At 53.4% G+C, this 18,885-nt stretch carries 10 protein-coding genes; 4 read left to right on the forward strand and 6 right to left on the reverse strand.

Annotated features, from left to right (window positions below; genetic code table 11):
* Window positions 1-70 precede the first annotated feature (70 nt).
* Window positions 71-1,120, reverse strand: coding sequence for a carboxypeptidase-like regulatory domain-containing protein (locus tag CRP01_RS26505; RefSeq protein ID WP_099153138.1), 1,050 nt, complete (start codon window positions 1,118-1,120; stop codon window positions 71-73).
* 85 nt (window positions 1,121-1,205) lie between these two features.
* The gene (locus tag CRP01_RS26510) at window positions 1,206-2,204 is read right to left on the reverse strand and encodes a hypothetical protein (RefSeq protein WP_143473544.1); all 999 of its coding nucleotides are present in this window, start codon (window positions 2,202-2,204) and stop codon (window positions 1,206-1,208) included.
* 133 nt (window positions 2,205-2,337) lie between these two features.
* On the opposite strand from CRP01_RS26510, the gene CRP01_RS26515 reads away from it, so the two are divergent.
* On the forward strand, window positions 2,338-3,264 hold the full coding sequence (locus CRP01_RS26515; protein ID WP_099153140.1) for a pseudouridine-5'-phosphate glycosidase: 927 nt from the start codon (window positions 2,338-2,340) through the stop codon (window positions 3,262-3,264).
* 29 nt (window positions 3,265-3,293) lie between these two features.
* Here CRP01_RS26515 and CRP01_RS26520 read toward each other — a convergent pair whose 3' ends face one another.
* Window positions 3,294-5,384: an ArnT family glycosyltransferase gene (locus CRP01_RS26520; RefSeq protein ID WP_099153141.1), complete on the reverse strand. Its 2,091-nt coding sequence runs from the start codon at window positions 5,382-5,384 to the stop codon at window positions 3,294-3,296.
* Window positions 5,385-5,794: 410 nt separating this feature from the next.
* On the opposite strand from CRP01_RS26520, the gene ruvA reads away from it, so the two are divergent.
* A complete protein-coding gene (ruvA, locus tag CRP01_RS26530) occupies window positions 5,795-6,388 on the forward strand; it encodes a Holliday junction branch migration protein RuvA (protein WP_099153143.1) in 594 nt (197 codons plus the stop codon).
* 492 nt (window positions 6,389-6,880) lie between these two features.
* The gene (gene sov, locus CRP01_RS26535) at window positions 6,881-14,230 is read left to right on the forward strand and encodes a T9SS outer membrane translocon Sov/SprA (protein WP_099153144.1); all 7,350 of its coding nucleotides are present in this window, start codon (window positions 6,881-6,883) and stop codon (window positions 14,228-14,230) included.
* 90 nt (window positions 14,231-14,320) lie between these two features.
* On the opposite strand, the gene CRP01_RS26540 is transcribed toward sov, so the two are convergent.
* The 3 genes from CRP01_RS26540 to CRP01_RS26550 all read right to left on the reverse strand — a co-directional run bounded on the left by CRP01_RS26540 (window position 14,321) and on the right by CRP01_RS26550 (window position 17,818).
* Window positions 14,321-15,217, reverse strand: coding sequence for a hydroxypyruvate isomerase family protein (locus CRP01_RS26540; RefSeq protein WP_099153145.1), 897 nt, complete (start codon window positions 15,215-15,217; stop codon window positions 14,321-14,323).
* A 169-nt stretch (window positions 15,218-15,386) separates the two neighbouring features.
* Window positions 15,387-16,004, reverse strand: a complete 618-nt coding sequence (locus CRP01_RS26545; protein ID WP_099153146.1) for a gluconate 2-dehydrogenase subunit 3 family protein — start codon at window positions 16,002-16,004, stop codon at window positions 15,387-15,389.
* Window positions 16,005-16,090: 86 nt separating this feature from the next.
* A complete protein-coding gene (locus CRP01_RS26550) occupies window positions 16,091-17,818 on the reverse strand; it encodes a GMC oxidoreductase (protein ID WP_099153147.1) in 1,728 nt (575 codons plus the stop codon).
* A gap of 453 nt (window positions 17,819-18,271) precedes the next feature.
* Between CRP01_RS26550 and CRP01_RS26555 the strand changes: the two genes are divergently transcribed.
* Window positions 18,272-18,802 (forward strand): hypothetical protein, encoded by a 531-nt coding sequence (locus tag CRP01_RS26555; RefSeq protein WP_099153148.1) that lies wholly within the window; start codon window positions 18,272-18,274, stop codon window positions 18,800-18,802.
* Window positions 18,803-18,885: the final 83 nt, after the last annotated feature.

The following is an 18,885-nucleotide window of genomic DNA, read 5'->3' on the forward strand; positions in this document are numbered from 1 at the left end:
TACTGTGCCTACTTTTTTAGTGAATCGACGGGGAGAATGAGTGGATGAACTGTTGCAATGCCCGAAACGTTTAATCCAGCTTTACCAACCGCTTCGTCCAGACCTGTCCATCCGGAGCCCGGAGTCGCAGCAGGTAGGTTGCCGCCGGCAGGTTGTTGAGGCTCAATTCCGGCGTGAATTGCTGTTCCCCTTCCGTCAGCTCCAGTACCGAATCATCCAGCAGCTTCCCGGAAAGGTCAAAAAGGTGCAGCTGATAAGCTCCCGAAGCGGGTGCCTGGAAGCGGACGTTCAACGCCTCCCGGAACGGATTGGGAGCAATGGTCAGCGTGGGATCGATAATCTCCTCCTGATAAGGTTCTGCCCTGGGAGCGATCCGGGTGTAGACCACCGAACTGATGCCACCGAGGACCATAGGATCACCATGGTTACTGTTCGCAACGACGGCTACTTCCTGCAGCAGGTATTGCTTATCCTGCAGTTGTACGTCCAGGCTCAATTCGTCCGCCAGTTGTTGGCGGTCAAAAGTGAAAGTCCGGGCTTCAAAACCGATGAAACTGACGTCAACCGCTACATTTTCCAGTTCGTCCGGGATCGTCAATACGAACTGACCGTCCATATCACTCACCGTTCCGTTGCCGAAACCGACGATCCGGACATTGGCCCCGATCAGGGGCTCACCCCGGGTATCGGTCACCTGCCCGGTAATTTTCATTTTTCCCACAATGGGGCTATCACAACTTTTCAATGAAGCTCCCGTTTGCAATTCCGGGACCGGTGGCGGCAGCGGTGTTTCCAACACCTGTCCGGCCACCGCATGTCCGCCCAGCAATAAGCCACCGATCAAAGCGGCCGTACGCCAGGGAGCGATCCGGGAGGTGGGTGCCGCGGGATAAAAAGTATACACCTGGCGAAGCTGATCGCGCCGGAAACGGCCACAAATATTTTGTGGTTGCTTGCTAAAGAAATGGATGAGTTCCGCATCAGTAGCCTCGGAAAAGTCGCGCACCGTTTTGGTGCACTGGTGGCAATAACGGCCTTGTTTGCGAGGCTCCATGTCACCCCAGCTTTCTCCGCAGGGCTGATCGAGTTTGATCTTCAGGTAATGGGTCTGTTTTTTCATTGATCTCGGATTTAAGGTTTTCCCTTTAGAGATGCCGGACCGTGCCCGATTACACAAACCGGCAGGCTTTTTTTGCCGGATCGTTCTAATTTTCTTCCGCAAAATAGACCTCCAGATAAGCAGGAACCGGATAGTCCAGAAAGCATTCGAGCCGGCCGTCCCGTTCCCGGCAATCCAGTTGTTCGGGATCCCAGGTCGACTTTTTTAGCAGATGCGGATCGTATACCTTTTTAAATTTGCGGATGCTTTCCAGCACCGTCTCATCGGCACCGGATATCGACTCCCAACAACGGTAGGCCTGACCGATAAGCAGTTGTTTTTCCGGTAGGGAAAGTCCATCATTCTGCCCCATACTCACCAGATAGATCATGCCGTGTATCAGATGAAGCTGGTCCGCATCGGGATATTTTTCGAGTGCACCGGTGATCGTTCGCAGGGCGCTTTCGCAATCTTCGAATAAATACGCCTCGGTTTTGGCTTTGCTACCGGCCAGCATAATTCCGGTTTCCCGGTCTTCTACCTCCAACTGCCGGCTATCGAAAAAGCGTAAAAATTCAGCCTGCTGGGGATAGAGATAGCGCTTGTCAATCCGGGCGGGGATCAATGGAGAAAGAACCTGCAAGCTGTCATTTACCCGCACCTGAAATCTCAATTGGGTCAGGTACGGCCCCGATGAAGGCAATTGCTCATTCAGCCAGAGGTAGTGATCCGGAGGTAAGTTGACTGCATATTTTGTGTGTATGTAACAACTGCTCAGTTGGGGTGGATTCAATACGACCCAGGTTTCCGTCTCTTGGTTGTCCGCAACAAATTCGATCTCCAGATGAGCAGCTGCTCCATCCGACCAAAGCGGGACCAGTAGCGTATCGGCGGTGCGATTGATCAGAAAGGCAATGATGGCGCGGGTCGAATCCACCGCCTTATACTTCAACAAGATCGAATCTTTCGGATAATTTTCCGGCTGCTCCAGCGGCATCAGTTTTTTATACTGTGCGAACGGCTGCCCCACGCCCGGCGGAATTAGCCATAAAAACATAACCGGCAAGATCAGATAATGCAATCCCTTCATAAATCTATATTTCATTGCGAGAGCGTTTGCTTCCTGTATAAATGATGCCGGGTAGTGGATTCCTGGTGTGCGAAACGGCATTCCAGTCCGCTTGCGTTGCATGAGCTCAGCAGGATGATTATTTTTGCCGCCAACAATGATCAAACCCATGCCCGTACATCCATACTTAGACCTTTCCGAAGAAGTACAGACCGCTCTGGCGGAAAAACGCCCATTGGTCGCCCTCGAATCCACGATCATCTCCCACGGTATGCCCTATCCGCAAAATGTGGAAACGGCCCTGAAAGTAGAACGTACCGTTCGGAAAAACCGGGCGATCCCCGCAACCATCGCTATCCTGGACGGGAGGATCAAAGTGGGGCTTCAGTCCGGGCAACTCGAGCAACTGGGGCGAGGCGGCACGGTGATCCCCAAAGTCAGCCGCCGGGACCTGCCCATCATACTGGCGAAAGGTTCACACGGAGCCACAACGGTAGCGTCCACCATGATCATTGCCGAAATGGCGGGAATCAGCGTGTTCGGCACGGGTGGTATCGGTGGAGTGCACCGGGATGCCCCCACGAGTATGGACATTTCCGCCGACCTGCAGGAACTGGCCCGCACTCCGGTGGCTGTCGTTTGCGCGGGTGCCAAATCTATTCTGGACCTCGGCCTCACCCTGGAGTACCTGGAGACCCACGGGGTGCCGGTCATCGGCTACAAAACGAGCGAATTCCCGGCTTTCTTCACCCGAAAAAGCGGACTGGAAGTTGACTGCCGGCTGGATGGTCCCAAAGCGATCGCCGAAGTCATGCGCACCAAATGGGAACTGGGACTCGGCGGCGGAATGGTAGTTGCCAACCCCATTCCGGAAGAGGCTTCTCTGCCTAAAAAATGGATCGATGCCGTTATTGATCAGGCCGTTTCCGAAGCCAGCGGCCGGGGCATCACGGGTAAGGACATCACACCCTTTCTGCTGAGCCGGATCGAACAGCTCAGTAAGGGTAAAAGCCTGAAAGCCAATATCCAACTGGTACTGAGTAATGTCGCGCTAGCCGCAAAGATCGCCCGGGCCTACAGCAGTCTGACCGAATAAAGTTCCGACCTGGCTATAGGTCCATCCTCCTACTCCGTTCCCGATCGGCGACGAATGATCCGGAGATCGTCCATCCACACCGAATCTATGACCGGGTTCCAGATGTAGACCTGGAGGGTATTCGGGCTGTAATTATACGGCACCGTCAATTCGTGTCGCAGGCGCCTCCAGCCTTTATCACTTTCTTCATCTACAAAGTAGCGCTCAAAACTGTGCAATTGCTCCACGTCGGGTGCCCGGATCACCGTACCGGCCGAACCGGAATTGCCCCGGCGCCAGGCGGTAATCGTGATCTGCTCGCAGGCTTCCACACTGTCCAGTTGAATGGACAGGCCGTAGGGATGTTCGGGTGTCAGCAAAACGGATCGTCTCCCACTGAAGGCAACGGTCGAATCCAACTTGCCCCCGATACTGAATTGATAGCGGCCGTCATCGGATTGCACACTGCCCGCTTCACCGGTCCTTTCCAGATCGGTAAAGAGGGTATCCATCCGGATAAGAACGGGTCGGCGCAGTACGGCCAGGCTGTCGCCCAGTGGGTCCAGCCAGGTATGGGTCGGTACCCTTTTGATCACTTCGAAGCAGTCGAAAGCATCTTTGCCCAACAAGTATACATCCTCATTGACAAACCACCAGGACTTTGAGTCCGAACCGGAAGGATTTTTGGGGCCGGTCTCGTACCAGCCGTTAAATTCAAAACCTCCGTCGATCAGGCGGGGGCTGATCCCCTGCCCGACCACCAGTTCGTCCAGAGCCGTCCAGCGCGCGCGCTGCCAGGCGTGATAATCACGGGTAGCCACCAGGGAATAGAGCGCCAGGATTGAAAGCGTCAGGCCGCCGATGATCCGCGGCAACCGTCCGGGAGTTCGTTCGGCTGTAGGGCACAGCAGAATGATTAATAAGGGATAGACCGGTAAAAAATAGCGGTCGAATTTATTGGCATCGATCAGAATAAAGCAGGAATAGGCCAGCAACAGTAACAAAACGGCCAGTTTCCACAGTCGGATCCCGGAAAGATCACGCCATGCCTTCCGCCCGATCCAGGCCTGTTTACCGGCGTAGTACAAAAGCGCGACCGATGCCGGGAAAACCAGTTCCTGTAGCCACAACCAAGCCGCAGCGGGGATCTCCCGCGCCGGATTAAATCCTTTCTCGATATCGGCCAGCGGCATCGGACCGAAACCCAGGCCTAAAAACAGATTACCAACCGGGATCAGATCGTAGGAATAAGCGTAAAAATAGCCGCAGATGAAGGTAGCAAACGCCAGGATCAAAAGATCGGCTCTTTTTCGCCGGAAACCGTAGTCCAGTATAGCCAGCAGCGGGATCAGAAAAATACTCCAGTAGAATAAATGGGCTCCGCCGCGCTGCTGGAGTTGCACGCCCATAAAATAGGTATTCAGTTTATCCAGTAAAGATTCCGGTCGGCCGAAAGGCGGAGGTAGCCCCACGGTAGCTTCCATGTAGGCGGTATAGCCGTAAAGGGAAAGAAAACTGATGCCGGCAATGGCCGCTGCCAGTAAGATGTGTTTAGGGCGACGGCTCTTCAGCACAAGCACGGCACTGAAAATAAGCGGAACGATCAGGGCCAGCTGACGGGTCAGAATGGCGGCCACCGAAAACAGGAGCGCCAGTGCCCAATCCCGGTAACGATCCTCATCCAGCGCCTTTTTGAAGAACAGCAGGGCCGAGATGATCATGGTCAAAAACGGGACATCCGTCATGAAGGAAAAGGAAAGGAGCAGGAAGAAGGGATTGAATAGCAAAACGCCCACGGCCAGGCGGCGCGACCAGGTATTCCGGACGAAACTTTTCAGCAGTTCCAGAAAGACCAGGCTGCCGATGATCGCCATACACAGAGTGGACAGGCGCAGTACCGTAAAGGAGAAACCGAATAGCCAGCAAAACAGGCTGCCCCACATAACGTGGGTAAAAAGGGTCATACCCGGCCAGAACCCGAGGTCATAAACCCCGGTTTCCACAAACCGTTTGACGATCTGGGCGTAGGCCCAGTCATCATTTATCGGATAGTTTCCGACGGGGTTGACGAACAACAGGATCAGGATCCAGACTCCCAATAAGAGCGGCACATCGGACCGGTCCGATTTCAAAAGGTACATAGCTGTTCATTTATAGAGGGCGCTGCCCGGTTTGGCCGGGCATCCGAGGTATTTTCCCCAAAGATAAAATTAGCACATAAATACGAAGTTGGTCCATCTTTAGCCCAGATATGCCGGATAGGATAGCCCGCTTACATTGACACAAAAGACCCGCTGAAGGCTTCAGCAGCAGGAAGTTCACTAAAATCTGCACCTGTTCTCCGTTTGGGATACTTTCCTTACCTTCGTACTCATTTTTGAAAAACCGGTAGATCAAAGGCAATACAGGTAAGTCCTTGAGACGTTGAAGAGTTGGACGTTTTGGATTCCGGCAGCTTCACCGCTCAGCGTTCCATCGATCTCGTCCGACACGCATTGCCTAACCATCTACCCCAACAGGCCGAAGGGGAAAAGGCCTGCCAGTTAATAGCATGATTACGTACATCAAAGGAGAGATAACTTTTAAAACGCCCACCTTCATTGTGGTGGAGACGGGTGGCCTCGGTTATCACATCAACATCAGCCTGCATACTTATACCCAGATCGAAAAAATGGAAAGGGTGAAGATCCTGACCCATTTGCAGATCAAGGAGGACAGTCATACCCTGTACGGCTTTGCGGAAGCCGACGAACGCACCCTTTTCGTACAACTGATCAGTGTTTCCGGTATCGGTACCAGTACCGCTCAGGTACTCCTATCGGCCATGAACCCGGACGAACTGAAAAGCGCCATCATCAGTGAAGACCTCGTTGCCTTCAAGCGGGTGAAGGGTGTAGGGCCCAAAACGGCCAAACGCATCATCCTCGATCTGAAGGATAAAGTAATGAAAGAAAGTGGGGATACGGGATTAACTTTCTCGCCTCAGGACAATACCGTGCGCGATGAGGCGTTATCTGCTTTGGTAACTTTAGGTTACAACCGCATTCAGGTGCAAAAAGTGCTCAATAAGATTTTGAAACAACAGTCCGGCATTTCCAGTGTAGAGGCCCTGGTCAGGGTAGCTCTCAAACAAATGTCCGGATAAGAGCTTGCTTAGATCTCTTTCGCCTTTGCGGGGGAATGTAAACAATCTCAATATTGCGCTTCGCAAACTTGTCATCCTCCTGAAACCCTTTGCCGATATACTAAATCATAAATTCTCAAATGAGAAATCGGATCGCCGATCAGTTGAGGCTATTTTATTAGACAACCTCTGGCACAATTTCTTGAACAATTTCCGAAAGTACGCAGCGAATAGCTTTTGTCATTGTCATTAAAGTTGTCAACCGGTTGAAAAAATCCTCACAATGCAATCCGCCCCTATGCATCCCTCCTTTCCCCCAGACCAAGAGCAAACCTATGTTGTATGTAGTCCTGGCGAGGAACGTCGGATGAATTTTCGATTGATGTTAATTTTTTGACTGTCAGAAAATAAGGAACGATTCAAACGTTTAAGGGAAGAAACGAAAAAGAAATCTTCCCGGGAATGCTCCCGGATTTTTAATCGCGCATTCCAGATAGAATCCCGTGTTGAATTATGAATAGAATAGTACTACCTATCGGCTTACTGCTAACCTTTGTGGCCGCTCTAAGTTTCAGTTTTTCCGCTCTGGCCGGTGACACCGGCGGACTCGGAGATCCTTATGATTCGAAATACGTATTGGCCCAAACGGTTTCGGATACCATCCCTCCCCCACAGGAGCGGTATGGTGATTATATCAACGACAAGTCCAACAACCCTTTCGATCTGAAAGATCCGTCGGCCGTTGAACAAACGATCGAATACGATCCCGAAACCGGTCAGTATATCATTTCCGAAAAGATCGGCGACTCCTACTTCCGCCCTCCCACCTACATGTCTTTTGACGAATACCTGAAATACCGTCAGCAGAGGGAAGAACAGGAATACTTCAATCGCCTGTCGGGCATCAATACCGAAGGGACGGGCCTCAGCGCTACGGATCCCTTTGCCAAATTCGATGTCAAGAACAGTATCATCGACCGGCTCTTCGGTGGTACTACCGTTGATATCCGGCCGCAGGGGGGCATCGACCTTACCTTCGGTTTCGATGTACAGCGGCTGGACAACCCCATCCTGACCGAACGGCAGCGGACCACCGGTGGTTTCGACTTCGACATGGACATTCAGATGAACGTCACCGGTAAGATCGGTGAGAAGCTGAACCTGAATACCAACTACAACACGGGAGCTACTTTTGATTTTGACAATCAGATCAAACTCGATTACAATAGCGACGCATTCAGCGAAGATGATATCCTGAAGAAAATTGAGGCCGGTAACGTGAGCTTACCGCTCCGGGGTAGCCTGATCCAGGGGGCGCAAAGCCTTTTCGGTCTGAAAACGGAACTGCAGTTCGGTCACCTCCGCCTGACCGCCATCGCTTCCCAGCAAAAATCGCAACGGGAAAACATCCAGTTGCAGGGGGGCAGCCAGCTGCAGGAATTCCAGGTAAAGGCCGATGACTACGATGAGAACCGGCACTTCTTCCTCTCTCATTACAACCGAAGCACTTTCGAAGGGGCGCTGCAAAACCTGCCCCAGATCAATACGCTTTTCCAGATCGAGAACATCGAGGTCTGGATCACCAACGACCGGAACGAAGTAGAAGATGTACGGGACATCGTGGCTTTCTCGGATCTCGGTGAACCGGAAAGGCTGGTGAACCCCGATGCGATCCCAACCTACCAGACCCCGCGCTACCGCGAGATCTGTGACGGTAAACCGCTGCCGGATAACGACGCCAACGGTCTGTATAGCAAATTGATCAACCGCGAAGACGGTATCCGGAACATCGACCGTTCGGTAGCTATCCTGCAATCGGCCGAATTCGGACTCCAGCAGGCCCGCGATTTCGAAAAGGTAAGTGCCCGTAAGCTGAACTCCCGGGAATATACCATTCACCCGGAACTGGGCTTCATCTCCCTGAATATCAACGTACAACCCGACCAGGTACTGGCTGTTTCCTTCTCCTACAAATACAATGGAGAGACCTTCTTCGTGGGGGAATTCGCCAACCTGTACGACAATACTTCAACCGATACCCTCAAACAAACGCCGCAGGTACTGTTCACCAAATTGCTGAAAAGTACCACCCAGCGGATCGACGTGCCGACCTGGGACCTGATGATGAAAAACGTCTATTCCATCGGTGCCTACCAGGTGAATCCGCAGGATTTCCGCCTGGACGTATTCTACGAAGATCCGGGTGAAGGCCTGAAGCGCTTCCTGCCGTCCAGTAACCTGGCCGGTCGCCCGCTGATCGACGTGTTCAATCTCGATAACCTGAATACACAGGGAGACCCGCAACCGGACGGTATTTTTGACTACGTTCCCGGTTTAACCATTTATCCCAACAACGGCCGGATCATGTTCCCGGTACTGGAACCTTTCGGCTCGCACCTCCGGGAACAACTGGAAACGGAGGCCGCCATCGCCCAGTATACCTATCCGGAGCTTTATACCCAGACGCTCTTCCAGGCGCGGGAATATCCGGAGAAGAACCGTTACGTGATCAAGGGTAGCTACAAGTCAAGCGTTTCCTCAGAGATCTCCCTGGGTGCCTTCAACGTTCCTCCGGGATCGGTGCGGGTAACGGCCGGTGGTACTTTGCTGCAGGAAGGCCGCGACTACGAGGTAGACTATGCGACCGGTAAAGTGCGGGTACTGAACGATGCGATCCTGAGTTCCGGGGTTCCGATCAACGTCTCCTACGAGGATAATACGCTCTTCGGCTTCCAGTCCAAAACCATGCTGGGTCTGCGCGCCGATTACCAGCTCAATGATAATTTCAACATCGGAGCTACTTTCCTACAGCTCTTTGAACGCCCCTTCACCCAAAAGGTAAACCTGGGTGAAGATCCTATTAACAACAAGATCTATGGCCTTGATGTCAACTTCAGCAAGGAGTTGCCCTGGTTGACCAAGGCTGTAGATGCGTTTCCGCTGTTGTCCACCAAAGCGCCTTCCAATATCTCCTTCAGTGCGGAAGCGGCTTACCTGAAACCCGGTCACTCCCGGGCGATCAATGAGAGCCGTCGCGACAAGGACGGTATCATTTACGTGGATGACTTTGAAGGTAGCGCCAGCAGCTTCGACCTGCGGCAGCCGGTTACCCAGTGGTACCTGGCCAGTGTGCCGCAGAACGATGCGCAAAACAATAACCCTCTCTTCCCCGAAAGCCGCGAGAATACGCTGGCATCGGGTGCCAACCGGGCCCGGCTCAACTGGTACCGGATCGACCCCAGTGCCCGGGCGGGTACGGACGGTGGATCTACTTACTACGACCGGATCCCACAGCAGGAGGTATTCCCCAATATCCAGCCGACGCCGGCCGATCCGCAGTTGTTCCAGACGCTGGACCTGGCCTTCTTCCCCCGGGAAAGAGGTCCCTACAACTACGATGTACCAAATGGTTACGGCAACCTCACCCGCGGGGTGACCAGCCAGAACGATACCCTGATCCTGAACGATCCGGAAACCCGCTGGGGCGGTATCATGCGGGCTCTGACGACGAATGATTTTCAATCGGCTAACATCGAGTTCCTGGAATTCTGGGCGCTGAGTCCTTTCCTCGACAACCAGGATGCGTCCCAGCCGGCCAGCAATGTTGAAGCCCGCCAGGGTACGCTGTATATCAACCTGGGTAACATCTCCGAGGATATCCTGAAGGACTCGCGTAAATTTTTCGAAAATGGTCTGCCTACCCCGCAGAACCCCGAGCGACCGGTAGATACAACGGTCTGGTCGCGGGTGCCGATCGGGCAGCAGATCACCCGGGCCTTCGACAACGATCCGGGTACGCGGGAGATCCAGGACGTAGGTCTGGACGGTCTCAACAACGAGGGCGAACAACAGAAATTCGCTCCTTACCTTAGCGCACTCCAGGCACTGAGCCCGACCATCGCCAGCCGCGAAGCTCAGGATCCCTCGAATGACGATTTCCGTTATTATAACGATCAGGGTTTTACCAATACCGACGGTGTCCGGGAACGCTACAAGTTTTTCAATAACCCGGAAGGTAACTCCCGTTCCAATTCCGACAACCGGATCCGCCAGTCGGGTACCAACATCCCCGATGCGGAGGACCTGAACCAGGATAATACCCTCAACGAGACGGAAGCTTATTTCCAATACGAAGTTCCGCTGTACTACGATCCGATGAACCCACGGCTGATCGACCGGGAACGGACGCCTTTCATCACCGATCAGATCGAGGATGACGCTTCCAACCGGGTTTGGTACCGCTTCCGTATCCCGCTGAACACGCCGGACAAAAAGAGTGTGGGTGGTATTCGAGATTTCCGCTCCATTCGCTTTATGCGGATGTACATGCGCGGTTTCCAGGATCCCGTAGTTATGCGTTTTGCCCGCCTGGAACTGGTACGTAACCAGTGGCGCCGCTACACGCAGGACCTGACTTCCAGCGGCGTGATCAGCACCGGCTGCGACGACATCGAGACCACCTTCGACGTGGATGCGGTGAACATTGAAGAGAACAGCCGCCGGACGCCTTTCAACTACGTATTACCCGAAGGGATCCAGCGGGAATTGTCGCTGGGTGTATTCAATACGCTGCAGAACGAGCAATCTATCTCCATGCGCCTGGATAACCTTTGTGACGGGGATTCGCGGGCCATATTCAAGATCATCGAATGGGACTTCCGTCTGTACGAGGAACTCAAGATGTTCGTGCACGCCGAATCTAAGAACTTCGAAGTGCCGGACGGCGAACTGCGCCTGTTCATGCGTCTGGGTAGTGACTTCAAGAATAATTATTACGAATACGAGATCCCGCTGGTGATGTCCGATCCGGACCGGATACTGGAACTCAACCCGGCTTCCCCGGAATACAAACAGGAAGTCTGGCGGATCGAGAACGAACTGAATTTCCGTCTGCGCCTGCTCACCGAGCTGAAGGAAGCGCGAAACGCCAATAGCGGCAGTCCGGCGGATGAATATATAGAGACTATCGATCAGGGGCACGTAATCAAGGTGAAGGGTAATCCGAACCTCGGTTTCGTAAAAATGGCTATGATCGGTATCCGCAACCCGAAGAACGACGGGGTCTCCTACTCTACCGAAGTATGGGCGAACGAATTGCGCCTGGTCGGTCTGGATGAGCGCGGCGGTGCGGCGGCCCTGGCCAGAACGGATATCCAACTGGCGGACTTTGGTAACCTGACCCTGGCCGGTAACTTCAACAGCATCGGCTTCGGCGCCCTGGATGACGGTGTACACCAACGCTCCCGGGAGCAGATCGCCGGCTACGACGTAGCGGCCAACCTGGAACTGGGTAAACTGCTGCCGGAAAGCACCGGGATCAGCGTACCGTTCTACGCCCAGCTTTCCAATACGACCAAAACGCCGGAATACGATCCCTACGATCTGGACATTCTGCTGGATGAGAAGGTCAACAACGCGCAGAATCAGGAACAACGAGATTCGATCAAGGCCCAGGCCCAGGAGGTCACCCAGATCAAGACCCTCAACTTTACCAACGTCCGGAAGGAACGAACGGGCGACAGTAAACCTATGCCCTGGGATATCTCGAACTTCAGTCTGAGTTATTCACAATCGGAGATCGAATACCGGGATCCGATCATTGAATTCCAGCGCGAAAAGAAATACACCGGTATTATTGATTATTCCTACAGTCGACCGGGTGGATTCCTGGAGCCATTCAAAGGCTTCGGCAATTCGCCTTTCCTCCGGCTGGTCAAGGAATTCAACCTGAACCCGCTGCCAAACTCCTTTAATTTCAGCTCTATACTGGACCGGCAGTTTGCCGATACCCGCTACCGTTTTGCGGGAGATCCCCGGTATACGACCTATTTCAATAAGCGGTTCAACTGGGAACGGAACTACGACCTGCAGTGGAATATTACCAAATCCCTGCAGTTGAGTTTCAATGCCCGCAGCTTCTCGGTGATCGACGAACCGGACGAACGGGAAATGCGGGAGAATCCCAACATCACGGATATCGACCAGTTCCGCCGGGATAGCATCTGGACCAACCTGAAAAACCTGGGACGTCCGAAAAACTACGAGCACAACGTCAATGTAAGCTATACGCTGCCGCTCCGCTACCTGCCGTTTATGGATTGGGTACAGGTGCGGGCGCAGTACCAGGCCGGATACAGCTGGAACGCTGCGGCCCTGAACGTGGACAGTCTGGGTAACATCATCCAGAACAATCAGATCCGTCAGGTGACGGCCGACCTGAACTTCGAAAAACTGTACGACAACATACCGTACCTGAAGAAGATCAGTCGGGGCAATCAGCCTACCCGCGGACGTACGGATCCCAGAAGTCGCCGTACTCCGGCCCGACAGCCGGGAGCCGATGCCGAAGACGAGAAGCCCGAACGCGAACCCAGCGTTTTCGAAAAAGTACTGATCAGGCCGTTGCTGCTGATCCGCAAGGCCCGGTTGAATTATAAAGAAACCTTCGCCACCGTCGTGCCCGGCTTTATGCCCGAAACGGAATTACTCGGTCTTTCCTCCGGTTTCGATGCACCGGGCTGGGACTTCATCGCGGGTCTGCAACCGAATATCCGGACCCTGTCCGATGATCTGCGGAATAATCCGCGGGCGGGTGCCGGTGACTGGTTGTACGATAACCGCAACTGGATCACGGATAACGTCTTCATGAACCAGGACGTGGTGCAGGAATATTCCCAGGAATACGGCGGACGACTTACGCTCGAACCTTTCCGGGATTTCCGGATCGAGGTGGATGCCGACCGCAAGTACACGGAGAACTATACGGAAAGCTTCAAGGTATTTGACAAGGAACTCGGAGCTGATTACCGGCACGCCATCCCCAGCTATCTGGGATCGATGACGGTCAGCTACAATGCGCTGAATACCCTGTTCAAAAATGACGAAGAGGTCAAACAGTTGTTTAAGGATTTCGAAGATAATCGCGTGGTTATTTCCCAACGCCTCGGTACCGGACAGCACGAAGATCCGAACCTGGCGGCTCAGGGCTACACGGACGGTTACGGGCGGAACCAGCAGGAGGTATTGATCCCCGCATTTATTGCGACCTATACCGGTCAGGATCCGACCAACTTTAACATGGACCTCTTCGGAACGCGGCCGTTCCCCAACTGGCGGGCGTCCTACAACGGACTATCGAAACTGCCGATCTTCCGGGATATTTTCTCGAACTTCAATATCACCCACGGCTACCGCTCCACCCTGACGGTAAACAACTACCAGACGAACCTCTACTACCTGGACGGTCTGCGGAACAATAGCCTGAAAGATTCGGTCAACTATAACTACTACGCCAAACTGGAGATCCCCGATGTGGTGATCCAGGAAGGTTTCGCCCCGCTATTGGGCGTGGAGGCAACCGTACAGAACGGCATGTCCTTCAGCTTTGATTACCAGCAGCAGCGGACACTGGCCCTGAACGTGACCAACACCCTGCTGAGCGAAACCCGTTCCAAAAAGATCGACTTTGGTTTCGGCTACCTGATGCGTAACGTAGATATTCCTTTCCTGACCGGTAGTAACAAAAAAGGAAGCCGGAAACCGGACGACGCACCGGCACCGACCACCACTCCCGGACGGGGCGGCAACCGGCCCAGCCAGTTGCAGGGGCAGGATCTGGATATCCAGTTCACCTTCTCCCTGACCGATGACCTTACGATCGCCCGGAACCTGGATGATAAATCCTCCGAACCGACCCGGGGTAACAATACCGTGCAGTTTTCGCCTTCAGCGGAATACAAACTGAACCGGAGATTGTCCCTGCGCCTGTTCTTTGACTATCGGAAAACCATTCCGAAAACATCCGCGGGTTTCCCCCGTCTGGATACGTCCGGTGGTGTGGTGGTGCGGTTCCAGCTGAACTAATCCGAACTACAGTCAGCGAGAATTGGCGCACAATAAAAAAGGGCCTCTGCCGATCGGCAGAGGCCCTTTTTTATTACTCATTACTTTCGATTAAACCGTACAGGTTTCCACACCGTGGCGCAGGGCGGCGATCGGATCGTCCCAGGTAGGAACAAACTCCTGGCCTACGAAACCTTCGTAGCCCATTTCGGCGATCGCTTTCATGATCGCCGGGTAGTACAGTTCCTGCGTTTCGTCGATCTCATTCCGGCCGGGTACCCCTCCGGTATGATAATGCGCGATGTAATCCTTGTACTTTTTGATGGTGGCGATCACATCTCCCTCCATGATCTGCATGTGGTAGATGTCATACAATAGCTTGAAGTTCGGAGAGCCGACCTTATCTACCAGCTTAACGCCCCAGGGGGTCTTGTCGCACTGGTAATCCGGGTGGTTCACTTTACTGTTCAGGAGTTCCATAACGATGTTGACCCCTTTTTGCTCCGCTATCTTTACGATCGGCTCCAGGCCTACGGCACAATTTTCCAGTCCCGTTTCGTCATCCAGTCCGTTCCGGTTGCCGGAAAAACAGATGAGGTTGGGGATGCCCATTTCCACGGCCTTATCGATCAGGGTGGTGTAGCCGGCGAGTAATTCGGCGTGATTCTTGGGATCGTTGAGACAATCCGGTAATCTGATGAAGGAATCCGTTCCCATGGCGCAGGTCATGCCGTACTTAGCAGCAATCTCCCAATCTTTGGGTCCGATGATCTCCACGGATTTGATCCCGATGTCCTGAATTCTTTCACAGAATTCTTCCATTGGAATATCTCCATAGCACCACTTACAAACGGAGTGTTGGTATTTGGCCATACCCATAGTTGATTTTTCTTTTTCGTTTTCCGAATTAGCAGCTTGTCCATCGGCCGTATTACAGGCCGCCAGGCCCAGGCCGATGGCGCCGATACCGGCAGCTGTGTTTTTGATGGCTTCTCGTCTTGTTATCATATTTGAGGGATTTAATGTATTAGGATGGAGCGGGCTTTAAAGCCGGAGGCGGGCCGAACGCCCTTCCACCTGCTCCGGTCCCGGCACTTTGAAAGCTCGTTCAGGAATTGTTGATCCGGCCCAAAATACTGGTTTTCGCGAAGCAACAATTCCCAAACACACGCTTATTCTACAATGACCACAATTTCCCTCCGGTCAATTCCTGGAGATCTCCACAGGGGATCCATTCTCCGGGAACCGGATCGTAAGGCAGTACATTGGTACCGACTTCCTCGGATGTAAAGTAGCCCGCAATCACCAGATTTTTGAAATCCGGCAGGAAAGGACGGCGGTTGAGGCGTTCCTCTTCCGAATCGGGTTGCTGGATATTGCCCGCATCCGCAGCGATCTGCCGGGCATCCATTTCTACCTTTTGCAGATAACCGAGTTGTTCCTCTGAGCTCGCCTCAATGAAGGCTTTGCCGCCGGATTCTTCGTAGGCATCGTAGAGTTCCGCGATACCCTGCTTCATCCGCTGCTGCTCCGCCTCGGTCATACAGTTTTTGGTGATCATATCGATGTAGCGGTCTACAAAAACATCTTTTGCACCCGGCGTATCCGTCCTCGGCAGAATAGCCTCGGCCAGTGCGCCCAGTTTTTCACCCTCTTCGGGCGTAAAGAATTCCGGGGTCCAGTCCGGGGAAGTATCCACCTCCTGGCACCCCTGCATGACAGCGCTCACCAGCGAACCGGATACCGCAAAACCGGAGATCATGGCTGCCCTTTTTAGTGCATCTCTTCTGTTCATGACTATATTTTTAACGGTCGGTCTTTAGCGATCAGTGGCCGGCTATTACCACCTGGCTGTTGATCACTTAGGCCCGACTCCTGTTTTTAAATGTTCATTTTTTTCATTTCGCTTACTGCGTAATCCGCGGCCCGCGCGGTAAACGCCATGTAAGTCAACGAGGGGTTCTGGCAACCCGCGGAAGCCATGAACGCGCCATCGGTAACGAAAACGTTCGGAGCGTCCCAAACCTGATTGTGCTTGTTCAGTACGCTGTTATTCCGGCTCGTACCCATGCGGGCGGTGCCCATTTCGTGGATCCCCAGGCCGGGGTAAGACGCCCGGTCGTAGGTGTTGACGTCCTTGAAGCCGGCTGCTTCCAGCATTTCGGCCGCAGAGTCCATCATATCCTGGCGCATGGCTTTTTCGTTCTCTTTGAACTCGCAATCCATCGTCAGGGTAGGCAGTCCCCACTTGTCCGTCTTATCGCGATTGATGACGACCTTATTCTCGTGGTAAGGCAGGCATTCCCCGAAGGCAGTCAGTCCCATTCTCCAGGGGCCGGGCTGCATCAGCAGGTCTTTCGCTTCGGCGCCCATGGTCGCGCTCATTTCACTGATATCGCGCATCCAGTTCTGCCGGCTGGCACCTCCCTGGTAACCAAAGCCACGGAGATAATCCTGACGTTCGCTTTCTTTATCGACATTCCGGAAACGCGGAATGTACACGCCACCCGGACGACGACCTTTATAGTATTTGTCGTTGAATCCGTCGTAAACGCCGGCGGCGCCGCAGCGGAAGTGGTGGTCCATCAGGTTGTGGCCCAGTTCACCACTACTACTGCCCAATCCGTCGGGATACTCGTCGGAAACGGTATTCATCAGGATCTGGGTACTACCCAGGGCCGAAGCACAGAGGAAAATGACTTTGGAAAAATATTCGTGCGTCTCGTTGGTTTCCGCGTCGATGATGCGTACCCCTTTGGCCTTTTTATCGGCCGGATCGTAGATGAGTGAAAATACGATGGAGTTCGGGCGCAGAGTCATATTTCCGGTCGCCTCTGCCGCCGGAAGCGTTGCGGAGTTCGAGCTGAAATAAGCACCGAAAGGACAGCCGCGAATACAGCGGTTGCGGTACTGACATTTACCTCTGGAGCCGTGAACGGCCGGGTTCGGGGCCGTCAGGTGGGCGATCCGTCCCATAGTGACCACCCGTCCGCCGAAGTTGGCGGCGGTGCTTTCGCGCAGCTTGCTCTCCACACAGTTCAGTTCCATGGCCGGCAGGAATTTGCCGTCCGGCAACTGGTGCAGGCCTTCATTCTGACCGCAGATACCGGCGAAGGTCTCTACGTGATCGTACCAGGGTGCGATCTCCGCGTAGCGCACCGGCCAGTCCGATCCGTGTCCGTCTTTGGCGTTAGCCGAAAAGTCCATTTCACTCAACCGGTAGGAGTGCCGTCCCCACATGATGGACCGGCCACCGACGTGGTAACCGCGCATCCAGTCGAAACGCTTAACCTCGGAATATGGATTATCAATATCATTGACGAACCAGTGCTTAGTCGCTTCGCTGATGGTGTAGCCGGTACGACTTTGCTTGGGATATTTTTCTTTGATCTCGGCCTGAGCGGTGCGTCCGCGATTGGGAAGATCCCAGGGATCGAGATTAGCGGTGGGGTAATCCACTACGTGTTTTACCATTCGACCACGCTCTAATACCAAGGTGTTGAGCCCTTTCTCGCAGAGCTCTTTGGCCGCCCAACCGCCACTGATACCCGTGCCAACAACGATGGCATCATAGGTGACGTCGTCTTGCCCTTTAGAATTAAAATACATGATACTTTATTTTATGCTATTCGATTATTGTTTCCGGTTCTGTTGGTTAAGGGAATCAGGATGTGGCTGAAGCGGGGCTAGTATGCGTTTGCTTGGTTTTGGCTGGAGATCGCCCGCGTGCGAAACAGGCTGAGAAGCCCGGGTGACAGTAATTTGTAAATCAATATATTAACATGGCCGCTGCGAACGGTTACAGATCTTTTTCACTCCAACGGGAGAGCCGGTTTCAACGGAAAATCACCATTTTGAATTTTCCGGCGCTCCAACTAAGCAGACGAATAAACCGTGAATCGCTAAACTAACGAAAATTTATTTCACTTTTTTGTATCATTTGGATATTTGTTTGTGAAATTACGATTCTTTTTCCTTTTTTACCCGCTGAGTCGCCCGTGGATTATATTGCCTTTCCCGGACGACTGATCCTGCCGGAAAATCACCACCGAAGCGTTCAACATGGATATCCGAACCAGTCTTCTCGAAGAACATTCAAAAGAACAGGCCCAAAAGATCGCCGGCTGGATCGGCGACCGCCCCGAACGTTTTGACGAACTGATCGGGCTGATGCTGGAAGACGAATACCGGGTGGCCCAAAGGGCAGCCTGGGTGGTAACTCACTGTCTGGACCGGCATCCGCACCTGATCGCCCCCCATCTGGAAAAGATGGTCCTCAATCTTCGCGATAAACGACAGCACGACGCCATCCGGCGCAATACGCTCCGCGCCCTGCAGTATGTTGATATTCCGGAATCACTCTGGGGAGAGATAGCCGATATTTCCTTCCAACTGCTGACGGATCCGCGCGAACCCGCGGCCATCCGCGTTTTCGCCATGACCGTGATCTGGAACATCTGCACGCATGTACCGGAATTGAAGCAGGAATTAAAACTGATCATCGAAGATCAGTGGGAGCACGCTACGGCGGGTTTTCGCTCCCGGGGCCGGAAGATCCTGCAGGCGATGGAAAAAGATCAGAAGAGGAGTTGAGGATAGAGATGAATTGCGACTCCGGCGCACCGCTGCAATAAAAAAGGGTGCCCGGAGAGCTTCGGAATTTACAAAATATACGA

The organism is Flavilitoribacter nigricans DSM 23189 = NBRC 102662, from assembly GCF_002646595.1.
In the GTDB taxonomy this organism is placed as follows: Bacteria; Bacteroidota; Bacteroidia; order Chitinophagales; family Saprospiraceae; genus Flavilitoribacter; species Flavilitoribacter nigricans.